The 24,214-nt window shown below is 44.7% G+C and carries 9 protein-coding genes; 7 read left to right on the top strand and 2 right to left on the bottom strand.

The window, feature by feature from the left end; all coding sequences use genetic code 11:
- Nucleotides 1-3 precede the first annotated feature (3 nt).
- The 4 genes from BLS59_RS15450 to BLS59_RS15435 all read left to right on the top strand — a co-directional run bounded on the left by BLS59_RS15450 (nucleotide 4) and on the right by BLS59_RS15435 (nucleotide 7,372).
- Entirely contained in the window at nucleotides 4-1,923 is a 1,920-nt protein-coding gene (locus tag BLS59_RS15450; RefSeq protein ID WP_091150236.1) for a RagB/SusD family nutrient uptake outer membrane protein, read from the top strand.
- Between the two features lie 11 nt (nucleotides 1,924-1,934).
- Nucleotides 1,935-2,690, top strand: a complete 756-nt coding sequence (locus BLS59_RS15445) for a DUF3823 domain-containing protein (RefSeq protein ID WP_091150182.1) — start codon at nucleotides 1,935-1,937, stop codon at nucleotides 2,688-2,690.
- Between the two features lie 96 nt (nucleotides 2,691-2,786).
- Complete coding sequence (locus tag BLS59_RS15440; RefSeq protein ID WP_091150181.1) at nucleotides 2,787-4,970, top strand: hypothetical protein; 2,184 nt, start codon at nucleotides 2,787-2,789, stop codon at nucleotides 4,968-4,970.
- A 125-nt stretch (nucleotides 4,971-5,095) separates the two neighbouring features.
- Nucleotides 5,096-7,372, top strand: coding sequence for a GH92 family glycosyl hydrolase (locus BLS59_RS15435; protein WP_091150180.1), 2,277 nt, complete (start codon nucleotides 5,096-5,098; stop codon nucleotides 7,370-7,372).
- 396 nt (nucleotides 7,373-7,768) lie between these two features.
- Here the strand turns inward: BLS59_RS15435 and BLS59_RS15430 are convergent, their stop codons facing one another.
- On the bottom strand, nucleotides 7,769-9,073 hold the full coding sequence (locus BLS59_RS15430) for an amino acid permease (RefSeq protein ID WP_091150179.1): 1,305 nt from the start codon (nucleotides 9,071-9,073) through the stop codon (nucleotides 7,769-7,771).
- 473 nt (nucleotides 9,074-9,546) lie between these two features.
- Between BLS59_RS15430 and BLS59_RS15425 the strand changes: the two genes are divergently transcribed.
- Entirely contained in the window at nucleotides 9,547-11,283 is a 1,737-nt protein-coding gene (locus tag BLS59_RS15425) for a PQQ-dependent sugar dehydrogenase (protein WP_205411277.1), read from the top strand.
- Here the strand turns inward: BLS59_RS15425 and BLS59_RS15420 are convergent.
- A complete protein-coding gene (locus BLS59_RS15420) occupies nucleotides 11,275-13,869 on the bottom strand; it encodes an NACHT domain-containing protein (protein WP_091150177.1) in 2,595 nt (864 codons plus the stop codon). The two genes, BLS59_RS15425 and BLS59_RS15420, sit on opposite strands and share 9 nt — an antisense overlap.
- A 296-nt stretch (nucleotides 13,870-14,165) precedes the next feature.
- On the opposite strand from BLS59_RS15420, the gene BLS59_RS15415 reads away from it, so the two are divergent.
- Nucleotides 14,166-23,132: a T9SS type B sorting domain-containing protein gene (locus BLS59_RS15415; protein WP_091150176.1), complete on the top strand. Its 8,967-nt coding sequence runs from the start codon at nucleotides 14,166-14,168 to the stop codon at nucleotides 23,130-23,132.
- Nucleotides 23,133-23,207: 75 nt separating this feature from the next.
- Nucleotides 23,208-24,209, top strand: coding sequence for a PorP/SprF family type IX secretion system membrane protein (locus BLS59_RS15410; RefSeq protein WP_091150175.1), 1,002 nt, complete (start codon nucleotides 23,208-23,210; stop codon nucleotides 24,207-24,209).
- The last annotated feature ends 5 nt before the right edge of the window (nucleotides 24,210-24,214 follow it).

The following is a 24,214-nucleotide window of genomic DNA, read 5'->3' as shown; positions in this document are numbered from 1 at the left end:
ATCATGAAAAAATATACATACATCATCGTGTCTGTACTCATTTGCTGGGTATCGGCATGTAAAAAGCTGGATGTTGCGCCTTTAAACATTGTACAGGATAAGGATGTTTTTACCACAGCAGGCGGTATTCAGGCCTATATGTCAAGAATATATAGCGAACTTCCTATCGAAGATTTCAGGTATTCGCCGCAAAGAGGATTAAACTTTTTCTGGATCATCAGCCCGTTTCCGGCTGTTACCGGTGAGGCTTTAAGCCGCGATCAAAATGGCGCCATGCAGGAAAACGTAGATGGTTTAAACCCATCAACCTGGAGCCTTTGCTACAAGGCCATTCGCGATGCAAATTACTTTATGGAAACGCTGCCGCAATACGCCAGCAATTACACGCCAGATCAGGTAAACTCGTGGTTGGGCGAAGCGCGTTTCATTCGTGCTGCTACTTATTTTGCCCTAGTAAAGCGTTACGGCGGTGTGCCAATCATTGAAAAAGTACAGACGTATCCCGGCAGCACCATCGATGAACTTAACGTTCCCCGTACATCTGAAGAAAAGGTTTATGATTTTATAGCAGCCGACCTTGATTACGCGTACACAAATATGAGTGATGCTAACCAGGTAGGCAGGGCAAACAAATATGTGGCTGCCGGTTTTAAATCAAGGGCAATGCTTTATGCAGGTTCAATTGCCAAATATAATACAACTACCCTTGTTGATAAAGATGGAAACCGGTTATGTGGTATCCCGTCAAGCAAGGCCATTACTTATTTTAAAGCAGCTTATGATGCTGCTGCGTTGCTGGATGGTCATTACAGCTTATACAAAAACTCATGGGCTGCGGGCGATAAAACAGCGCAGTTTAACAACTACGTTAATATGTTTTTTGATGCCAAAAGTGCCGAGAATGTATTTGTAAGGCAATATCATTATCCCGAATCTGTACATGGCTATGATGCCTACAATGTACCTCGCCAGTTAATGGGTGCCAATGGTTATTCATCTGAAGTTAACCCTACGTTGAACTTTGTTGAGCTTTTTGACGGGATTCCCAAAAATGCCGATGGTACTATAAAAACAACCACCGGCGGTAAATATGATTTGTATACAAATACTATGGATCTGTTTGCCAACGCCGAACCGCGTTTAAGGGCTACGGTAATTTTACCGGGCGACCAGTTTAAAGGTGTTAACATTGAGATTCGTCGTGGTATTTATACAGGCAGTTCTGCAGGTGGTATCAGTCCGCTGTTGCCTGCCGGTTCCACCTCAAATTACCCAACTACCAATATTGTACAATCATCAAACGCTACTCAAGAGCCATACACATTGCCTGATGGATCAAAAATGAATCCTGCTGGTTTAAGCGGAGTATTCACAGGTGATCAAACCGATGCAATTTCTGGTTTCTCGGTTCGTAAGTGGTTGGTACCAGATAAGCCTACATCCGAAGTATTGGAAAATCGTTCTGATCAAACATGGATAGAACTACGCTATGCCGAAGTTTTATTGAACCGCGCCGAAGCCGCTTATGAGCTTAACGCTTTAGGTCAGGCTGATAAAGATTACCTGACTGATGCCTTTACGCAGATAAATGCCATCCGTGAAAGAGCGGGTGCCGATTTATTAACCGGAACCGGGGGATTAACCGTAAACGTTGTCCGTAACGAAAGAAGAAAAGAGCTTGGTTTCGAAAATAAGATCTGGTGGGATATGCGCAGGTGGAGAACTGCCGATAAAGAGCAAAACTCAACTGTATACCGTGTGCTGATGCCTTTTTATTCTGCTAACGATAAAAAATATTTCTTCGATGCCAGAACAGACGAAAGGAACGCCCGCTACACATTTGATGTGCGTTGGTACTATGAACAAATACCACAAGGTGAAATTGCAAAAAGTGCAGTTTTAATTCAAAACCCAGGTTATTAATACATAAGAAGATGAAAAAGATACTATATATTTTAGCTATGGGCGTGCTTGTTGGTGCAGGCAGCTCATGTAAAAAAATTGATAATTACGATGCGCCAAATGTAACCTTAACAGGCAGCGTAGTAGATGCAACCACCGGTGCCGGTATCCAAACCGAGCAGGGAAGCGGTACAAGGATAAAATTGCTGGAGATAAGCTACACGGCTAATCCAACGCCGTTTTATATCAGCTCCATGCAGGATGGTACGTTTACCAATACCAAGCTGTTTGCAGGTACAAATGTTATTAGCGCCGAAGGCCCATTTGTGCCAATGGTTCAAACAGATGACGCTGGCAAAACAATTGTTGACGAAAGCCAAACTGTTCAGATAAAAAATACTACTACAGTAACTTTTAAGGTTCATCCGCTTTTGCGTGTGGAATGGGTAGGCACTCCAACTTTTAATGCCGATGGCACCATTACCGCCCAGGTTAAATTTACCCGCGGTACCGATGATCCTAACTTTCAACAGGATATAAGTGATGTTTACCTGTTTGTAAATGCCACCAAATATGTTGGTAATAACAACTACGATAACAGGTATTCCCAACAGATAACCTATGATGGCTCTGCCGGAAACGCTGCTGCAGGTACCACCATTACCATAACTACCAAGGGTGGCCCTATGCCGGGTAAAAGGGACTATTTTATACGTGTAGGCGCCAGAACCAATTATGGCCTTAAATACTATAACTATACCGATGTAAAAACGGTAGCGGCTCCTTAAATATCAAGAAAGATACAAAAAGCAGGGATCGGATCTTCGCATCCTGATTCCTGTTTCCTGTATCTTGGTCCTTTAATTCTTATAACCTGTCTACCTATGAAAAATATTTTCTTATCATGTTGTCTTTGCCTTGCCCTTTCATTTGCCGGGTATGCGCAAACAACAAAACCAAGCCCCTTAAAGGAGAAAACGGCATTCCAAACCAGTAGTCCCTGGATCCCGGAGATCGACGTACGATCAGACATTGCCATTGTTTACGGTGCTAATGACCGCCCGGGCATGACCTTTGAACAGCGTGTAAAATCATGGCGCGACCACGGCTACCAGGTAAACTTCATGACCGGTATTGCCTGGGGCGATTACAAAGATTATTTCCTGGGTAAATGGGATGGCAAAAACCACCTTGGCGTTGGCCAGGTAACCATGAAAGGCGATACCATTTTCCACGGCAAGGATATGCCATATGTTGTACCCGATGATTCATTCATCGAATACATGAAAACCGCTGTTGTTAAAAAAGTGATCAATGCAGGTATCACCAATATCTTTTTAGAAGAGCCTGAATTTTGGGCACGTGCCGGTTACAGTGCGGGCTTTAAAGAGCAATGGCAAAAATATTACGGCTTCCCATGGAAACCACAGGATGCATCTGCAGAAAACACTTACCTATCCAGTAAATTGAAATATCACCTGTATTATGAAACTATAAAGCAGGTTTCATCCTACGCCAAAGAATACGGCAAAAGTAAAGGGATGAATATAAAAGTATTTATAGCCACCCACTCGCTGGTAAATTATTCGTCATGGTCAATTGTTAGTCCGGAGGCAAGTCTGGCATCCCTGCCCAGCATTGACGGCTACATAGCCCAGGTGTGGACAGGTACCGCCCGTGAGCCTACATATTTTAATGGCCGGGAAAAAGAACGCGTGTTTGAGAATGCTTTCCTGGAATATGGATCGGTAGTATCAATGACTGCCCCAACCAACCGCAAGGTATTTTTACTTACTGACCCGATTGAAGACCGCGTACATGATTGGAGCGACTATAAACGTAACTACCAGGCAACCTTCACGGCAAAACTATTATACCCAATGGTTTCCAACTATGAAGTGATGCCCTGGCCCGAACGTATTTACACCCATCCGTACCCTGTGGTGGGCAGTAACCAAAAAATACTTATCCCACAATTTTACTCAACCCAAATGCAGGTAATGGTGAATGCTTTAAATAGTATGCCAAAATCAAGCAATAAAGTGTCGGGTGTAAATAGTATTGGTGTGCTCATGAGCAATAGTTTGATGTTCCAGCGTTTCCCAACCCATAACGGTTATGACGATCCGCAGTTCTCAAACTTTTATGGCCAAACATTGCCATTGCTAAAGCGTGGCGTACCGGTACAAACCGTACACATGGAAAACCTGGAGTATCCGGCATCGCTTAAAAATATTAAAGTTTTGGTTATGAGTTATGCTAACATGAAACCTGTAACCGCGGCGGTACACACTTATTTAACCAATTGGGTTAAACAAGGTGGTGTATTGGTTTATTGCGGCCGGGACGATGACCCGTACCAATCAGTTATGGAATGGTGGGATACTAAAGCCAATAAATTCACTGCACCATCGCAGCACTTGTTTAAGCTGCTTGGTATTAAGGTAGGCGAAGGCAATCAGAAGTTTAATGTAGGTAAGGGAGCTGTTTATATATTAAGGCAAAACCCTAAAGAATATGTACTACGCGAAAATATGGATGCCAACTTTATAAACGTCGTTAAACAAGCCTATGAAAAAGATGCTAAGGCCGGCGAACTGACATTTAAAAACAGCCTGTACCTGGAAAGGGGCCCTTACGATATTGTATCGGTTATGGATGAAAATGAAGACAGTAAACCCTATACCGTAAAAGGGCCGGTTATTGATCTGTTCGATCCGCAATTGCCGGTACTGGCTGAAAAGGTTATCAATCCCGGTGAACAGGCTTTGCTGTACGTTGTAGATAGGGTGCCAAATAAAAATCAGCCGCAGGTTTTAACATCGGCATCAAGGGTTTATGAGGAGCATTCAACTGCTAATAGTTATTCGTTTGTTGCCAAAAGTCCTATAAAAACCTTAAACAGCATGCGTATCCTGTTACCATCGGAGCCAAAAACTACGGTAGTAACAGATAGCGCGGGCCAAACCGTAAGCGATGTAAAATCGTCATGGGATGCCTCGTCAAATACGTTATACCTGGGTTATGCAAACAGCCCCGACGGTATAAAAGTGGATTTAAAATGGTAGGCTTTAAAACGTTTTAGACATAACATTTTCTTCTGTACATGATTAAATTATGTACAGAATTTGTTTTATCTTGAGCGGCATTATTATCACATTTTAAAAAATAAAAAAGTATCTAAACTTCAATAATGAAAAAACTATTTCTTGCAGTATTTGCCTTTTTGCCGATGGTTACCTTAGCGCAGGTTACCCCGGCAACTGACCTGGCCGACCTGGCAAACCCCCTTATGGGCACGGCCTCAAAACCCGATCTTTCAAACGGTAACACGTATCCGGCCATAGCCCTGCCTTGGGGTATGAACTTCTGGACACCGCAAACCGGTAAAATGGGCGACGGGTGGCAATACACTTATGATGCCGATAAGATCCGTGGTTTTAAACAAACCCACCAGCCATCGCCGTGGATGAACGATTACGGAATGTTCTCGGTATTCCCGGAAACAGGTGCGCTTAAACTCGATCAGGACAAACGCGCCAGCTGGTTCTCGCACAAAGCCGAGGTATCAAGGTCATACTACTACAGCGTTTACCTTGCCGATTATGATGTAACTACCGAGTTAACACCAACAGAGCGTGCCGCCAACTTCCGGTTTACTTTCCCTAAAAGCGATAGCTCACATATAATTTTAGATGCCTTTGACAAAGGGTCATACGTGAAAATTATTCCCGGTGAGCAAAAAATAATTGGTTACAGCACTAAAAACAGCGGCGCTGTACCAGCTAATTTTAAAAACTACTTTGTTATCTATATTGATAAGCCATTCGCGCTGGCATCTACCTGGCACGATTGGAAAAAAGATGGCGCTTTAGAGTATACCGGCGACCATGCAGGCGCGGTTATCAGCTTTAAAACCACCAAAGGTGAGCAGGTTCACATGCGTGTGGCTTCGTCATTCATCAGCATTGAACAGGCCGAACTTAACCTGAAACGTGAATTAGGTACCGATAGCTTTGAAACTACCGAACAAAAAGCAAAAGACATCTGGAACAAAACCCTGGGTCACCTGGCTATTGAAGGTGGTACATCAGATCAGAACCGTACTTTTTATTCTTGCTTATCGCGCATGTTGTTTTTCCCAAACAAAATGTACGAGGTTGATGCCAAAGGCGAAACCGTGCACTATAGTCCTTTCAACGGTAAAATTATGCCGGGCTACCTGTTTGCGGGTACTGGTTTCTGGGATACTTTCAGGGCGCTTTATCCATTCCTGAACCTTGTTTTTCCGTCTATCAGCAAAGAAATGCAGCAAGGTTTGGTTAACGACTATAAAGAAGGTGGATGGTTGCCTGAGTGGTCGAGCCCGGGTTATGCCGATTGTATGATCGGTAACAACTCTGCATCAATAGTGGCCGAAGCTTACCTTAAAGGCCTGCGCGGTTATGATATTGAAAGCCTTTACGCTGCCCTTAAACATGGCGCTAATAACGAAGGCCCTAACGCGACAGGCCGTAGAGGTGTACAGTATTACAATACCTTAGGTTATGTACCTTATGATGTTAAGATCAACGAGAATGCTGCCCGTACTCTGGAGTATGCTTATGACGATTATGCTATTTACCAGTTAGGTAAAGCATTAGGCAAGCCGGCATCAGAAATTAATGTTTACAAAAAACGCAGCCAAAACTACCGTAACCTTTTTGATCCTGAAACCAAGCTGATGCGTGGTAAAAACAAGGATGGCTCGTTTGAAAAACCGTTCAGCCCGTTTAAATGGGGCGATGCCTTTACCGAAGGTAACAGCTGGCACTATAGCTGGGGTGTGTTCCACGATATACAAGGGCTAGTAAACCTGATGGGCGGTAAAGAGCAATTTGTTGCCAAACTCGATTCAGTATTCAGTATGCCGCCGGTATTTGATGAAAGCTACTACGGTGGTGTTATCCACGAGATCCGCGAAATGCAGATAGCCAACATGGGTCAGTATGCGCACGGTAACCAGCCTATTCAGCATATGATCTACCTGTACAACTACGCCGGTCAGCCATGGAAAACCCAATATTGGGCACGCGAAACCATGAACAAGCTATACAAAGCCGTACCAGATGGCTATTGCGGCGACGAAGACAACGGCCAAACATCTGCCTGGTATGTATTCTCTGCAATGGGCTTTTACCCGGTAACCCCGGCCAGCGATCAGTATGTAATGGGTGCGCCGTTATTCAAAAAACTAACCGTTAACCTGGAAAACGGCAAAACCATTGTTATAAATGCACCAAACAACAGTGCTGAAAACAAATATGTGAATGGCCTTACTGTGAATGGCAAAGCATATGACTTTAACTGGTTAAGCCACAAAGCCCTGTTACAAGGTGCCGAACTTAACTATGATATGAGCGCTACGCCAAACAAACAAAAAGGAACAACCGCAGCTGATGTACCTTTCTCTATGTCGAACGAGAAGTAAGATCTGAAATATCTTTTAATGAAGAAGGGCAGCCGTAAATGGCTGCCTTTTTTGTTTGACCGCAATTCTAAAATATAAAACTACCACGAGCTTGCAGCTATAAGTGTTCGGAAGATTGAATTTTTAAAAAAAGGTTGTCATTTCGATAGAGCACGGGCGGGCAAAAACGTGGCGCGAAAGAGAAATCTTCAACGGAATACAGAGCTTCAATGCATATCGCAGAAGATTTCTCCTCGTACCTCGTTCGAAATGACAACCTTTACTCCCGCGGGCTTGTAGCTCGTGGGGCGCATGGTTTCAGCTTTCAGCTGAACGTGTAAGCTAAAAGCTTACGCACTGCCTCCCACGAGTTACGCTACGCTAACCTCGCGGGAGTTTAGATATGCCAACTGCTTACTATTCCCCCGCTTTTTTATAAGCAACCCATACATAAAACGGGACACTTGCCATCAGTAATAAAAAGCCGTAATAAACAGCATCTTTACCCGTTCCGGCGATATTCCAAAGCGCATAGCTGAAAGCAAGTACGGCCAATGCAACCGCTCCGGGCCATCCTGTAGTTTGTTTTTTTGCTGCCTTTATAACAAGATAAGCCGCCGCCGAAAGCAGGTAGGGGATAAGCATGGATAGCAGAGAGAGCAGTAGCAAAAAACGGAACTGTTCCACCAATCCTTTGGTGTAGTTCATGCTCATGAACAGGGATACCAATACACTGTTTAGCAAAATTCCTACATAGGGTACCCCCTTTTTATTTTGTTTACTGAATATGGCAGGGAATAATTTATCCTTTGCTATGGCAAAAGGCATCTGGCCTTGCATCAGTGTCCAGCCGTTGAGTGCGCCAAAAGCGGCAATAGCTACACCGGCACTTACCCAGTAACGGGCATTGCTGCCGTAAATAATAACTGCAGCATCGGCATAAGGGGTTACAGAATGTTGTAGTACGCTTGCGGGTATAACACCCATAACGCTCACACTTCCCAATATATAAATCAACGTAGCTATCAATAACCCTAAAATAGTTGCCCGTGGAATGGTTTTGCCCGGGTTTTCCACACTGCCAGCCGGCACCGTGGCGCATTCGATACCAATAAACGAGAACATGGTCATGGCGGCTGTAGCGGTTATAGCATCGAAGGTGGTTTTACCGCTGCTATTAAAGGGAATGAAATTTTTAGCCTGAATGAAAAACAGACCGCCGATGGCTATCAGCAATAAGGGCAATACCTTTAAAATTGTGGTGGTCAGTTGTAGTTTACCGCTGGTGACAACGCCAAGTGTATTGATATAAGTGATAAACCAAATAGCACATAGTCCGGTTGAAATAGCAGCAACCGGATTTGTTGCCAGTACCGGAAAAAACGTGCTCAACGCGCTCACTAACGATATGGTAATGGCAGCGTTTGCGCAGGAGGTGGCTATAAAATAACCCCAGGCCACCAAAAAACCTGCAAAATCGCCAAAGCCGGTGTGGGTAAACGCGTAGGGGCCGCCAGTTGCATGCGGCAAAAGCTTACTCAAATTACTGAACACCTTAGCCAGAAAAAATGAACCAATTGCCGAAAATACCCAACCCAGCAACCCAATACTGCCGAATGATGCCATAGCAGCCGGCATCAGGAACACCCCGGCACCTATCATATTGCCTACAACCAGGGAGGTGCTGGTCCATAAACCTAATTTTTTTTCTGATGGGGGCATGTGGTTTTAGTATTTAAGGATGATAATATAGGATTTTTATTAATCAACAATACCATAAAGCGCTGTAAGTTGTGACAAAAGCGCGGTTGCTCGTATTTCCTATCTCAGCTAAAATCTTTTTCCTCAGGAAGCCGTCAAAATTTGATTTAGATTGTGTAAAAATCATTGCCGTTGACTTTAGTCAACGGACTAATAAAAGAAGAGGGGGACTTTAGCCCAATTATCGCCCTTTTAATTGGGCTGAAGCCCGCAATAATGCTTTCCGGTACCGTTGACTTCAGTCAACGGCAATGAAAAATTTTCGTTTTAAGACAGTTTCTTTAAACATTTGGCGAATAATTTTCTTTTAACAGGGAGATTAAAATTTATACGGCGCTATCCGCCTTAATCGCCAGTAATTTTCAATCGCCGGGATGAGCAACCAACAGTTTTTAAAATTTCGACATAAAATAAAGAGCTATCTACATAAACCTTTGGCTGTAGCTTTGGTAATTGCCACCGGGTTGTGTATTATCAGCTTTACCATTATCAATAAAAAAGATAAACCACTCACTGCCGATGCAAACAACGGCGGCCTTTACCTGCCCGGTAATTTTAAGGCAATAGTTGTGATTGATAGCCTGGCCGAGCGTGCCCGTCACCTTGCCGTTAACATCAACGGCGATATTTATGTAAAGCTGCGTTTTCCGGATTCTATTGGTGGTAATGTTGCCCTGCGCGATACCAATGGCGATGGTAAAGCCGATATCATAAAAAAGTTTGGTAATTATGATGATAAGGGGAGCTATGGAACGGGTATGCGCATCCATAATGGTTACCTGTATTACAGTTCGCAAATAAATGTTTATCGCATAAAACTCAACCCGCAAACGCTGGTGCCCGATGGCGAGATGGAGCTGATTGTTCATGACATACATCCCGAGCATGAGCACGATGCAAAACCTATAGCTTTTGATGGTAAGGGCAATATGTACGTAGCGTTCGGTGCGCCATCCAACGCCTGCCAGGAGCAAAACCGTGTGCCTGGTTCACCGGGAATAAAGGGCTGCCCGCTGCTGGAAGAATACGGCGGCATCTGGCGCTTTGATGAAGCAAAGCCAAATCAGCTACAAAAAGACGGTTTCAGATACGCTACCGGCTTGCGCAGCGTAGTGGCGATGGATTGGAACACGACCGAAAATTGCCTGTATGTGGTAGCCCACGGTCGGGATGATCTGCGCTTGCTGTTCCCAAAACTATTTACTGCCTGGCAAAGCGCTGTTTTACCAGCCGAGGAGTTTTTAAAAATAAAGGAAGGCACTGATGCAGGCTGGCCATATTACTACTATGATCCCATCAAAAAGAAAAAGTTGCTGAACCCAGAGTATGGCGGCAACGGCATCATACAAAGGAATGGAGCTAAATACGCACAGCCTATTATGGCTTTCCAGGCACATTGGGCACCAAACGATCTGCTTTTTTATACCGGTGATCAGTTTCCGGCAAGGTATAAGAATGGGGCTTTCATTGCATTTCATGGTTCAACTAACCGATCGCCGTACCCGCAGGCTGGTTTTTTTGTATGTTTTGTGCCTTTTAAAAACGGTGTTCCGGCTGGGCCGTGGGAAATATTTGCCGATGGCTTTGCCGGAAGAAATACAGTGGTTAGCGTAAGTGAAGCTCTTTGCCGTCCCATGGGTGTAGCTATGGGGGGCGATGGTTCGTTATATGTGAGCGATACCGAAAAAGGCAGGGTATGGCGTATATTTTATGCTGGCGATAAAAGCAAATTCGGCCCCGCGCAACTGGCAAAAATGGAACAACGAAAAAAGCTGCCCAACTTTAAAATGCCCGACCAACTGCGTAATAACATGATGACCGGGATGCTGAAAGGCGGCGCAAAGGTATACTTTACCTATTGTGCCAACTGCCACCAAAAGAATGGCAAGGGCGATGGTAATCTTTTTCCGCCGTTGAGTGGTTCGGAATGGGTTACCGGTGGTAAGTATATGGAAAAAGACCTGGCCATACAGGTGGTGCTGAATGGCCTTGAAGGGCCCGTAAAAGTGAAAGACCGGCCATATAACAGTGTAATGCCTAAGCATAATTTTCTTAGCGATAACGATGTTGCGCAGGTGCTTACTTACATCCGCAATAATTTTGGCAACAATAGCAGCCTGGTTACTGCGGCCGAAGTAAAAAAAGTGCGGACAACACTCGGCTTAAAGTAAATCTGTAAACCCACTGTTACCCCCATTGTTAAACTTTAATTTTAACAATACGGCATCGGCCTCCTGCGGTTTTACAAAAATCTCGGGACTGATACCGCATTCCCTCAGCAACCGGGTGAGGTTGTAGGAAATTTGTTTAAACAGTTGTGGATCGAGGTTCATGAGGTGCTGATTGTTTAGCAGGGTGTTGTAAACAAATAATTTCGAAAGCTTATCGCCCGATTCATCACAAACCTGCATTAAAGCGTTCAGGTAGCCGCTGATAGCCGCATAATCGTCGTTCATAATCGACAGCTTTATTTTAAGCGAATAAAACCTTGCTTTCATAAATGCGGTGGCCGAGTTTTCTTCCTGTTTATATACTAAGGCAATTGAGTTATAAATACCTGATACCTCGGTTTTGTCGTCAAGGAAATAGTATGCTCCGGATGCCAGCGCTTTAAGGAAGAAGTTATAAGAAAATGATGCGGCGGCACCTGGTTTATGTACGGTTTTCAGTCCGTTGATGAAGCGTAATATTTTAAACGGTCTTTGTAGTATCAGCAATGAATAGCCTGCCAACAGGTAAATAAGTTCGTTGGCCTTTTTATTTAAATTATTATTGGTTGATGGATTAAAGTAAAAACTGGTAAGCGCGGCAAAAAAATCTTTCTTAATAACCCCGTATTTAAAATACTGGTAAATGGCTTCAAGACAATGTAGCGGATTAATTGAAAACTGTTGAAAATCATCCTGTGGAAATGCTTTTAAGCGGGTAAGGTATTCTTCCATTTTTTTAATATCAAGCTGCATAATTGCTATAGTGGCAAGGCCAGTATAGGCAATTATCTTTTTACTGTTTGATAGATTGAACTTGAGCAGCGTACTCAGCGTGTTCTTATAATCCATACTTACAAACTCCAACCCAAAAAAGTAATAGAATAGTCCGTCGCTGCAATCTTGTTTAAAATAGTTAACAACGGCCTCGTCGGAGTTGTGTAAGGATGAGCAGATTTTTTGCAGTAAATCGCCCAGGAATATGATAAGTTCAGATTTTTCCTTGGGACTTAGGGTAATATGAGCCAACAGATCAAAGCTTTCCTGCTGCCCGCTTTTAACGGCATGCATTATACACCATTTTAATATCGGTAACTTATGCTTATCATTAATGGTATCGTTAATAATGTTAATTACGTTCAGGTCGAATTTTGAATTGTTGTTTAAAAGCAGTTTTTTGGCAATAGTATACTCTAAAAAATTATTGTTGCCAAACTGTACACGGGTTTTAAACTGAATTTCACTGCTGATATTTACTTCCCGTAAAAAGCCTATGCTTATCAGTTCGTTATAAGCATGGCTATATTGTTTAAGCAAGTCATGGATTTTTAGCTTATTCAGCTCGTAAACTCCGTTGGTAAAATCCATTTGGCCAACCATTTCTTTTAATAACAAAAGTTTTTCGGTAGCATAATGGCCCAGGTATACCTTGTTTAGTATAAACACCGAAACAAGGTCATATATACAAATATGGTCTACATTATTAAATGTAAAGTCGTCTTTATGCTGTTTATAGTAAAATTGAAAATATAAGGGATGATTAAAGTTATTGGCTATGTCAATTGCTATGGAACTTTGAATGTTAGGATTGATTTTAACGCAAAGCTCCTTTATTTCCTGTATGTTGAATAATGGTACGTTGGTGGTTAAATTATCGTCGGTAATAAAACCCATAAACCATTTTTCGTTCGAAAATTCCATATCGTGCCGGTTATTGATCCAGTTTGCTGACCGCATGGTAAGGATTAGTTTAAACCAGTCATGCGATTGATAAAAGGAAAAAATATCGGTAAGCTGGTGTAATAAAAGCTGAAACTGGTCTATTTTGAACATGTGTTCATCAAAACCATCAATAATAAAATAGAATTTGCCGTCGCGGCGTTTATTGATATCAAATAATACGGATATATCATCCTGTGGCGAATAGCCCAGTAATGCCAATAGCCAATCATTGAGATCGCGACCGCTTAAAAAGACATTCATCAGGGCGCTGCTGCTAAAAAACAGTATGATATCATCGCTACCCGATGCAATTTTTTCATCAATCCAGTGGCAAAGTCCAATTGTTTTTCCGTAACCCGAAGGTGCAGTGAAAACAGTGGCGGTATAATCTCCTGCTAAAAATTCATCAAAATGATCGTCCAAAAACTTTCTTTTAATAGTTTGCGTAAATGGAATACCCGAGCGGTTTTTTAAAGCTTGCAATGTAAAGCTGGTAATTTTCGACGCGTTGTTGCTAAGCGTTTTCCAGTCTACATTATCATTGCATGTTTTTGGTGAGAGTTTGTCCTGGCTTTCGCAAAAATTATCCCATCCGTCAAAGCCGCAGTATTTGGCCATTACCTCAATGGTAAATAACGAGGGTCTGAATTTGCTGTATGCAAAGCCATAAACCCTTTTAAGTGTAGTTTCGCTTATAGTAAGTTTGGTTTTTGAATAAATAAGCGACGATAACGCTTTGCAATCCCCGGGAGTAATGCTTTTAATATTTGAACATTCAAGTACCCTTGATTTTAACGTTTCAAATAGCAGAGGCGAAAATGATATCATAGGTATATATTTATATTTTTTTATATATGATATTGAATTATACGGCGTTTATATTAAATAGTGTTGCGTTTAATATTTTCGGATTTAAGGGGATTTTCCGGGTTTATACAGTACCTACGAAATTAATATAGCCACAGGTTTTAAAAAAGTTTCTAATGAACAAAATGAACAATATATGTTTTTATGAACGGATTTTAGGGCTTTGTAAATAAGTGAATAAGATGTTTTAATGATATTGGTTAAGGGCAATGTAATTTTAGGCGTGTAATTATTGCACCTACCTTAAATACATTTGCATGAAAACCTCTACCTTTTTTAATAGGTACATAATAGTATTATGCCTGTTATTATTTTTCTCAACAAAGATTTTCGGACAGCATATTTTTGCCAGCAGCCAAAAAAGTGGTTCGGGTAGTTTGCTTTGCGGCGGGTGCGTTGTTACCAATCAGGCTAATGCCTTTGATGGTAACCTGCAAACCTTCTCAACCATAAATGTAACCCTCGGTATTTTGGCCGAAACTCACCAGGAACTTATTTTTCCTGGTACGGTTGCGGCAGGTACGCCAGTAACCGTTAAGTTGGGTACCGCAGATAACCTCGTTGACCTGACACTGTTGGGTGCAATTAGCATACAACCCTATAAAAATGGTACAGCAGCTGGTCCTGCCCTGGTTGCCGCAACACTGGTAACCGCCCTGGGCAATAATAATCAGCTTGAGGTAACACTTACGCCAACACTTGCTTATGACAGGGTGCGTATTACACTTAACGGCGGCTTGTTAGGTGCTTTAAGCAGTATATATGTATACGATGCTTTTTATAATGGTCCAGATCCTGCTTCATGTAATGTTCCCTTTGATGAATTGCACGGTATATCATCGGCTTTGCTTGGTTTAGGCTTATCGGTTGGCGGGGTTCAAAACCCACAGAACGCTATCGATGGCAATATTAGTACAGCATCTACATTAAACGCGGGCGTAGGGTTGGTAGGAGCCTTTGCGCAGCAAACTATAATTTTTCAGCAGCCATCAGTTCTTGGCGATTCGGTTCGTTTAACGCTGGCACTTCCGCCGGCCTTGCTTGATGCGGGGGTATTAACCAATATCTCCTTATTAACCTACAATGGTAACACCAGTAATAACGATCAGCAATTTTTAAGCGGCGGACTGTTAACAGTAAGGCTGCTTGATTTTATAGGCACCAGGCGAAAGGTAACTGTTACCTATGCCCCTTCCAAGATCTTCGACCGTGTGCAGCTGCGCCTGGGCGGGGGAGTAGCCAGCGTGCTATCAACCCTGAATCTTTATGAAGTCGAAAAACTCATTCCGCGGCCAATAGTAAAAGTAAATGGTGTAATAACCAACAACGCTTCAACATGTGCGGGCAGTACGGTTACTTTAAACGTAACAGCCGTACCTAATACTACCTTTAGCTGGTATACCCAGGCAACCGGAGGTACAGCAATTGCAGGAGCAGGAGCTGCTTTTACCACCCCGGCACTAAACGCAACCACTACTTATTATGTAGCAGCAAGCCGTGTTGGCTGTACCGATGCTTCGGAACGTACAGCGGTAACTGTTACGGTTAATCAGATCCCGGCTGCACCTGCGGTAGCTAATAATAATGTTACGGTTTGCCCGGGATCAACGGCTACTTTCACCGCTACAAATGTGGCTGGCGTTACCGTTAACTGGTATGCAAACCCAAGCGGCGGTACACCTTTATTTACGGGTAACAGCTACACAACCGAACCAATAACCCAAACCACCAGCTATTACGCCGAAGCCGTTGCAGGCGGAACCTGTATCAGCCCAACACGTACAAAAGTTATCGCTACTTTAAGTACGCTGCCCACAACGCCAACCTTAACTGCCAACACTGCAATCATTTGCGATGGCGATGTAGCTATCTTGTCTATAAATAATCCGGTAGCTGGTCAAACTTATAACTGGTACAGCACAGCTACAGGCGGTACATCATTATTTACAGGTGTAAATTTCACCACTCCAATACTCCACGCCAATAAAATATATTATGCCGAAGCAGTTAATGCCACAGGTTGCGCAAGCAGCGCGAGGGTACAGGCAAATGTAACCGTTCAACCCAAACCCGCTAATCCGGTTTTGGCGGCTAATAATTTAACTATAAGCGCCGGTCAAAGTACTACTATATCGGTTACTAACGCGCAAACGGGCATTACCTACAACTGGTATACATCGGCAACGGCGGCTACCCCGGTATTTACAGGTAATCCTTATCAAACACCGTTGCTTTACTCGCCTACTACTTATTATGTAAGCGCGGTTAACAGCACAGGCTGTCAGTCGGTAGCCCGCACGCCTATTACAATTAATGTAACTATCAATAACAATTCGCCGTGTACATTTGCCAATGTGCAGGCCAATGCGGTTAATGGCTTGTGTATAGGTTGCATTGTAACTAATCCAACACTTGCTACAGATGCCGATACCACTACCGCATCAACCATAACTGTTCTTGCAGGTTTATTAAACGGTTACGGACAGCAAACCTTAAACTTTCAGCAACCGGGTTTTGCAGGTGACACCATTAAACTGGTTATCCAAAGCCCCGTTGCCCTGGCAGATGTTAGCGTATTGGGCAACATAGCAGTTACTGTTTATAACGGTGCCACCATAGTAAAAACCTACACACTCGATAATGCCCTTATAAAATTAAGATTACTTGGCGGAGCAAACCGTTATGCGGTTTACGTGCCTGCCACCGGAAATTACGATAGGGTGCAGATCAGACTTACATCGGGCCTGGCAACTTTGCTTACCTCGTTGCAGGTTTATTATGCAGTGCAGGAATATCCCAAACCGGTATTTAACCCACTGGCCCCCGAAGTTTGTAAGGGAAGTACAGCAGTTATCAAAATTACGTCGCCATCACCCGCAAACGGAACTTTTAGCTGGTTCACCACGCCAGTAGGCGGGGTAGCAGCGGGTACCGGTACCACATTTACAACAACGCCGTTAAATGCCAATACAACCTATTATGTAGAGTATAGCCGCGGCACCTGTGTTAGCCCGGTACGCACACCAGTACAGGTTACGGTTGACGATCAGCCTGCTAAGCCGACTGTTGTGCCAACTAGCGCCACCATTAACGCCGGGCAAACAGCTACATTTAAAGGAACAGCAGCTAACAATGCCGTTATTAAATGGTATACAACAGCAGCGGGCGGTACACCTGTATTTACAGGAAGTACCTTTACCACACCGGCGTTATCGGCAGATAAAACCTATTATGCCGAATCGGTATTAGGCAATTGCGTATCGCCGGACAGAACTGTTGTTCCTGTAACCGTTATACCTTTGGTAATTCCTGATGTTACCGTGGTGCCGCCTACCCAGGCAGTTAACAGTGGGTCAACTGCTGTAATTACAGCGTCTTCAACCACACCGGGTACGGTATTTAACTGGTACGCCACACCAACAGGCGGTACCAGCTTATTTACAGGCGCTACCTTTACAACTCCGCCAATATTTGGTCCTAAAACATATTATGCCGAAGCGGTTGTAACCGCTACCGGCGCAAAATCGGCCACAAGGGCACCGGGTGCAGTTACCGTTAACGCGGTTTCAACCAACCCAGTACCTTGCGACGCGGCAATTGATCAAAGCAATACTACCAGCGGTTTACTTTGCGTACTGTGCGGTATTAATAATGCCGATGGTGCTATTGATGATAACCGCAACACATTTTCGCAACTGGCAGTACCTGTTGGCTTGCTGGGCGGCTATGCAGATCAAACCCTGCGCTTTGCCAACACTGGCCGCATAGGCGATAGTGTTGTAGTTGAACTGGGTATCCCCGGAACATTGGCCAGCGTAGGCGTGCTATCGCAGATAAGCCTTGCTACCTATAATGGTGCCACCTATAATAACGACCGCTTTGCAGTAAACGGCGCGTTATTGAGTATCAAATTACTAAGCGGCACAAGCCGTTTCAGGGTAGCATTTAAAGCAACTGCCGATTTTGACAGGGTAGAGATCAGGCTAAACTCTGGCGTTGCCGGAGTACTTGCTGCCTTAAATATTTATGATGCCTCACAGGAAGTTGCTGCGCCGGTTATAACAACCGCCGGGGTAACGGCCTGTGCGGGCACACAAACTACGCTTACGGCTACCGTGCCACCGTATGTAACGGTGAAATGGTATGCAGCAGCAACCGGTGGTTCGCCGTTGTTTACAGGTAACACCTATAACACCCCGGTTTTAAACGGCACCAAAACCTATTATGCTGAAGCCAGCAGAACAGCCGATGGTTGTACACAAACTGTGCGAACGCCAGTAACCGTTACCATAACACCAACACCAGTTGCTCCGGTAGTTGCTGTACCAACGGTAACCGTTTGCTCGGGTTCTCCTGCTGTGTTTACTGCCACAGCGGTAAATGGCGTAACCTTTAACTGGTATGCTACCGCAACCAGCACCACACCTCTATTTACCGGTGCTACATTTACAACCGATCCGCTTAACGCATCAGCATCATTCTTTGTCGAAGCGGTGGGTGCAGGTTCATGTGGCAGCTCAACCCGTACACAGGTAACCGCCAACGTAACCACAACACCGTTGGTGCCGCAGGTTGCACAGGCAACGGTACAAACCTGCTCGGGTTCAACAGCAGTTTTAACAGCCACCTCAACCCAGCCGGGCGTTACCTTTAAATGGTATACTACTGCTGCAGGCGGCACATCAATATTTACCGGGGCGCAGTATACTACCCCGGCACTTACTACCAACAAATCATATTTTGTTGAGGCAGTAGCAGGCAGTTGTGTTAGCTCAACCAGGGCAAAAACAGATGTTGTAGTTAACCCAACTCCTGTAGCGCCTACTTTAATAGTAACGCCTTCAAACGCACAGATAGCTTCGGGACAAACGGCTACTATAAAAGCCGCGTCTACAACTGCGGGTGCTGTATTTAAATGGTATACTACCTCAACAGGTGGTACATCCATATTTACAGGCGATACCTTTACGACGCCAGCCTTAACATCAAGCATGATCTATTATGCAGAGAGCACGCTTACTGCCACAGGTTGTGTTAGCCCGGTGCGCACGCCGGTAACGATTACCGTTAACCCTATCTTCTCCACCTCGTGCGATTTTGCATCAACCCAAACTTTTAATGTGGTTGGCGGTGTGCTATGCGTTGGTTGTACAGTACTTAACCCCGATAACGCGGTTGATATTGATACGGTAAACTTTAGCCAGCTTGCATTGCCGGTAGCTTTGGTAGCTTCATCGGTATCACAAAAATTAACTTTCGGCGATGCAGGTGCAGTAGGCGATACGGTGAGCATCAAAATAGCTCTGCCAATCAGCCTTGCAACAGCCGGCGTACTCGACCGCCTGCAGATAGGCTCATTTAATGGCGCTACCGATAATAATGACCGGATTAATTTAAGCAGCGGATTGCTTCATCTGAGAATATTAGCTGGTGGAACTACCGCTATCATCAGGTTTGCCCCAAAGGCCGCCTACGATGCGGTTGAGGTGCGGTTATTGGGCGGTGCGGTATCATTGCTAAGCTCGGTTAATGTATTTTATGCTACCAAACAGGTGGAGGCACCAAAACTTGCCGCAACCACAGTTAATATATGCGAAGGCGGTAAGGCTACCTTTACTGTAAGCAATGCCCGCGCCGGGGTTACCTACAAATGGTATACACTGGCAACAGGCGGTTTGCTAAAACATACCGGCGCATCATATACTACCGATGCATTATCAGGAACCGCTACTTTCTATGTTGAAAGCAGTAGAACGTCAAACGGTTGTATCAACCCTAACCGGGTTGCGGCAACTGCCAACGTAACGCCATCGCCAATAAACCCTGTGTTGTCACAAACCAATGCCGAGATCTGTGCGGGTGATAACGTAACACTTACCGTAACAAATGCCAATGGCGCAACAGTAAAATGGTATGATGCTGCCACAAATGGTACGCTACTGTTTACAGGTGTTAGCTACAACGTATCGCCGGTGAGCACCATGAATTATTTTGCCGAAACCAGCAACGGTACCTGTACCAGTCCGGCACGTACGCAGGCAACGGTTAAGGTAAATCCAAGACCGTCTAAACCAGGCGTACAGACTACCGACGTACAGGTTTGCGCTAACAGCCCGGCTATATTAACAGTACTTACACCAGAAGCAGGCGTTACCTACAACTGGTATACCACCGCTATCGGAACTACGTTGGCACATACCGGCGATACCTTTACCACCGGCAATATCACTGCGCCGGTAAGTTACTTTGTTGAAGCCGCGAATACGCTTTCGGGATGTACAAATAATGGTGGTCGTACGCAGGTGAATATTACCGTAAGCGGAGCACTGGCAGCACCAACTTTATCTGCCGCAACAACGCAAATTTGCAGTGGCGGTACGGTTACGGTGAGTGTGAACAACCCGGTTGCAGGCTTACAATATAACTGGTACACCACAGCAATAAGCACCACACCTGTATATACATGTACTATCTTCACCGTAAACAATGTTACTGCCGATGCCTCTTATTTTGTTGAAGCAGCAAACAGCAGCGGTTGTGTGAGTGCTACCCGTACTAAAACAACTATTACAGTATTACCAATACCAAACGCACCACAAATACAGGCACCGGCAGGTGGTTTAAGTGCCTGCGACGGCGATAATATCACCATCAGCATAGCTGGTCCGCAGGCCGATTTGGTTTACAGGTGGTATGATGCAGCAAGCGGTGGTACATTATTATTTACAGGCACAGTATTTACAACACCTGTTATCACTGCCGATAGAACGTTCTATGTAGAAGCAGCGAGCGCAGGTAACTGTAATCCATCTGTACGTACGCCGGTTAAGGTAACGGTTAGTCCGCTGCCTACAGATCCTATCGTGGCTTCTGCCAATGTTAAAGTGTGCAGCGGTAATACTGCAACACTTAAAGTAACCTTGCCACAGGCTGGTATAACTTATAAATGGTATGGTACACCTGCGTTAACCACTGTACTTGGTACAGGCTCAAGCTATATTACCGATCCTATTACTGCAACCACAAACTTCTACGTGGCAGCATTTAACACTTCAGGATGCAGCAGTGCCAATGCCACACAGGTGCAGGTTACCATAGCACCGCCGCCAGCGGCACCGGTAGTTGCAAACGGAGCCACTGTACAAGGGTGCGTAGGAGCGAAGGTTACTTTAAGTATCGATAATCCAACAGCAGGCTTTACCTACAATTGGTACAGCACGGCTACAAGCGTTACGCCGTTATCATCGGGCATAAGCTTTGTAACCACAACACTTACAACAGATGTAAGCTATTACGTTGAAGCAGTGAACAGCACCGGTTGCGGCTCATCAACACGTACAAAAGTTGATGTTCATGTAAACCTGTTGCCTGCTGTACCAACCATAACAGCCGATGGAGGTTCAACTACGCCATCTGTATGTTCGGGCAATTCGGCTAAACTAACAGCTACCAGCACTACAGTTGGGGTTACGTTTAACTGGTATAACGTTGCAAATGGTGTGGTACCTGTATATACGGGTGCTGTTTACAACACGCCGCCAATATCTGGTATAACTACTTATTATGTTGAGGCAGTAAGCGCCCTGGGCGGATGCGCATCGTCAACCCGTACTCCGGTGCAGATAACCATTAATAACAACAGCGCGCCAACACCGGCGGTTGACGCAGCAGGTTTAACCATTTGCCAAAATACCCCGACCACCATCAGCATAACAAATCCAGATGCGGGTACAACCTATAATTTCTATACCTTATCAGCTGGTGGAGCTTCTGCCTATACAGGCACCAGTTTTGTAACACCGGCCATAACTCATAATACCACTTATTACGTAGAGGCTACCAATCCGCAATATTGCAAGCCATCGGTAAGGCTGGCGGTTAACTTAATTATAGTACCGCAGCCAGATGCCCCGGTTCCGGCAGCGCTAACGGTGCCAGTTTGTAAGGGCGGTATGGCAACACTTGCCGTAGCATCGCCACAGCCAACGCTTACCTACCATTGGTATGATTCGGCTACCAAAACAACACTGTTATTTACAGGGCCTGTTTATGTGGTTGGTCCGGTTAATGTGAGTGCTACTTATTATGTAGAGGCAAGTAACGGTTCATGTAACAGCTCGGCATTGGCCAGCGTTAAGGTGAATGTAAACAGCGCGCCGGGTGCACCACTATTAGTTAACAATGCAGTACAAGATTGCCAGGGCGACCAGGTAACGTTAAGTATCTCTAATCCGCAGGCGGGCTTTACCTATAAATGGTATGCCAACGCGCAGGGTGGTAATGCATTATTTACCGGGGTAGACTTCTTAACTCCGCAGTTATCTGCCAACGTCACTTATTATGCCGAGGCTATTAACAGCACAAGCTGCCCATCGGTAACACGTACAAGTGCTATGGTTACAGTAACACCATCGCCAGAGCAACCGCAGGTAAGCAGCGCAGGTACATCAATATGCCCGGGATTAACCACCACGTTAAATGCTACAACAGCTACTGTGGGCGCTACCATAAAATGGTATGGTGAAGCAACGGGCGGTACAGCGTTATCAACAGGTAATAGTTTTGGTACACCTCCGCTATCGGTAAATACCACTTACTATGCCGAGGCCGTGAGTGCTACAGGTAATTGCGTGTCGCCATCACGTACGCCGGTTATGGTTACCATATTGCAGCCACTACCTGCGCCGGTGCCAAGCGTTGGTACAACAACCATATCAAGCGTGGCATTTGAATGGGGTGCGGTAAGCGGGGCTACAGGTTACGAAGTAAGTTTGGATAACGGGAATACCTTCTCGGCACCAAGCTCAGGATCAAACGGCTTAACCCATGTAGTTACAGGCTTAAAACCAGATCAAAGCGTAACCATTATAGTACGTGCAATTGGAGCAACAGATTGCGAGCTGAGTGCCAACTCTGCCGCGGTTACCGGAACATCAACCAATCCGCTGGGCGACGGCATCTTTGTCCCTAACGCCTTTACGCCCAACGGCGATGGTAATAACGATATACTGATGGTTTATGGTAACACCATTCAAAGCATAGTATTCTCCATATATGATCAATGGGGCGGCCTTCAGTTTAAAACAACCAATAAAGATTCTGGATGGGATGGAACTTATAAAGGTACGCGCCAGCCGGTAGGTGTATATGTGTATTACCTGGAGGTAACCACAAAGGATAACCAGGTAATTAAAAAGAAGGGTACAGTTACGCTATTACGATAAAAGCGGGCAAGTGCTGCAGCAGGCAGAAATGTTTGCTGCAGCACATGATCCATAATAAAAATAAAAACCTACACTATGAAAAGAAGATTAATGATCATGTTGGCTATAGTGCTCCAGTTGGGGGCAATAAGCCAGTTAAAAGCGCAGATTGACCCGCACTTTTCGCAATATTATGCCTACCCGCTATATCTTAACCCTGCATTAACCGGTGTTATAAACGGCGACCTGAGAGTTAACGCCAACTTTAAAAATCAATATGCAACTATCAATAATGCTTACCAAACAGGCGGCCTGTCGCTTGATTACCGTCCTACAGATAAGGTTGGTTTGGGTTTTAATGTACTTAACCAGGCGGCCGGCGATATTGGTTATAACTATTTTGCGGCTTACGGCTCGTTTGGCTATGCCATATCGGTATCAAACGATGGGTATAAGAAAGTGAGCTTTGGCGTACAGGCCGGTGTTATTAACCGCAGCTTTGATCCGTCAAAGGCGCAGTTTGGCAGCCAGTTTAACCCCGGCAGCGGTTTTGATCCGTCGTTACCAAGCAACGAGAATTTTTTAAATACCAATGCCACAATCTTTGATGCGGGTGCAGGTGTATTTTATTATGATGGCGATCCGCTTCATGATGCCAACTTATTTGGGGGAGTAAGTTTGGCGCACCTTGCCCGCTCCAAAGATCCTTTTGCGGTTGATGGCAGCAGCAGCAAATTACCGGTGCGATATACCATTCATGGAGGAGTGCGCATTAAAGCTTCTGAAATTTTCGATCTGATTCCGCATGCTATTTATATGAGGCAGCAAAAAGCCGAGGAAAAGGCTGTTGGCGCCTACTCCGAATTAAAATTACCCGATGATAGAGGGTTGATATTTGGTGGTATGTACCGCTTTAAAGATGCCGCTATTGCCAACTTAGGTTACCATGTAAACAGTTTAATTATAGGTGCCAGCTATGATTTTAATACCTCGGCGCTTAACAGGGCCACATCAGGGCAGGGTGGCATCGAGCTGTCAATAAGCTACGTTTTCCGTAAGCACATCAGCGAGCCCGAACCTATATGCCCAAGGCTTTAAACCTA

The organism is Mucilaginibacter pineti (genome assembly GCF_900101875.1).
GTDB lineage: Bacteria > Bacteroidota > Bacteroidia > Sphingobacteriales > Sphingobacteriaceae > Mucilaginibacter > Mucilaginibacter pineti.
This window is presented reverse-complemented; position numbering and strand designations above follow the sequence as displayed.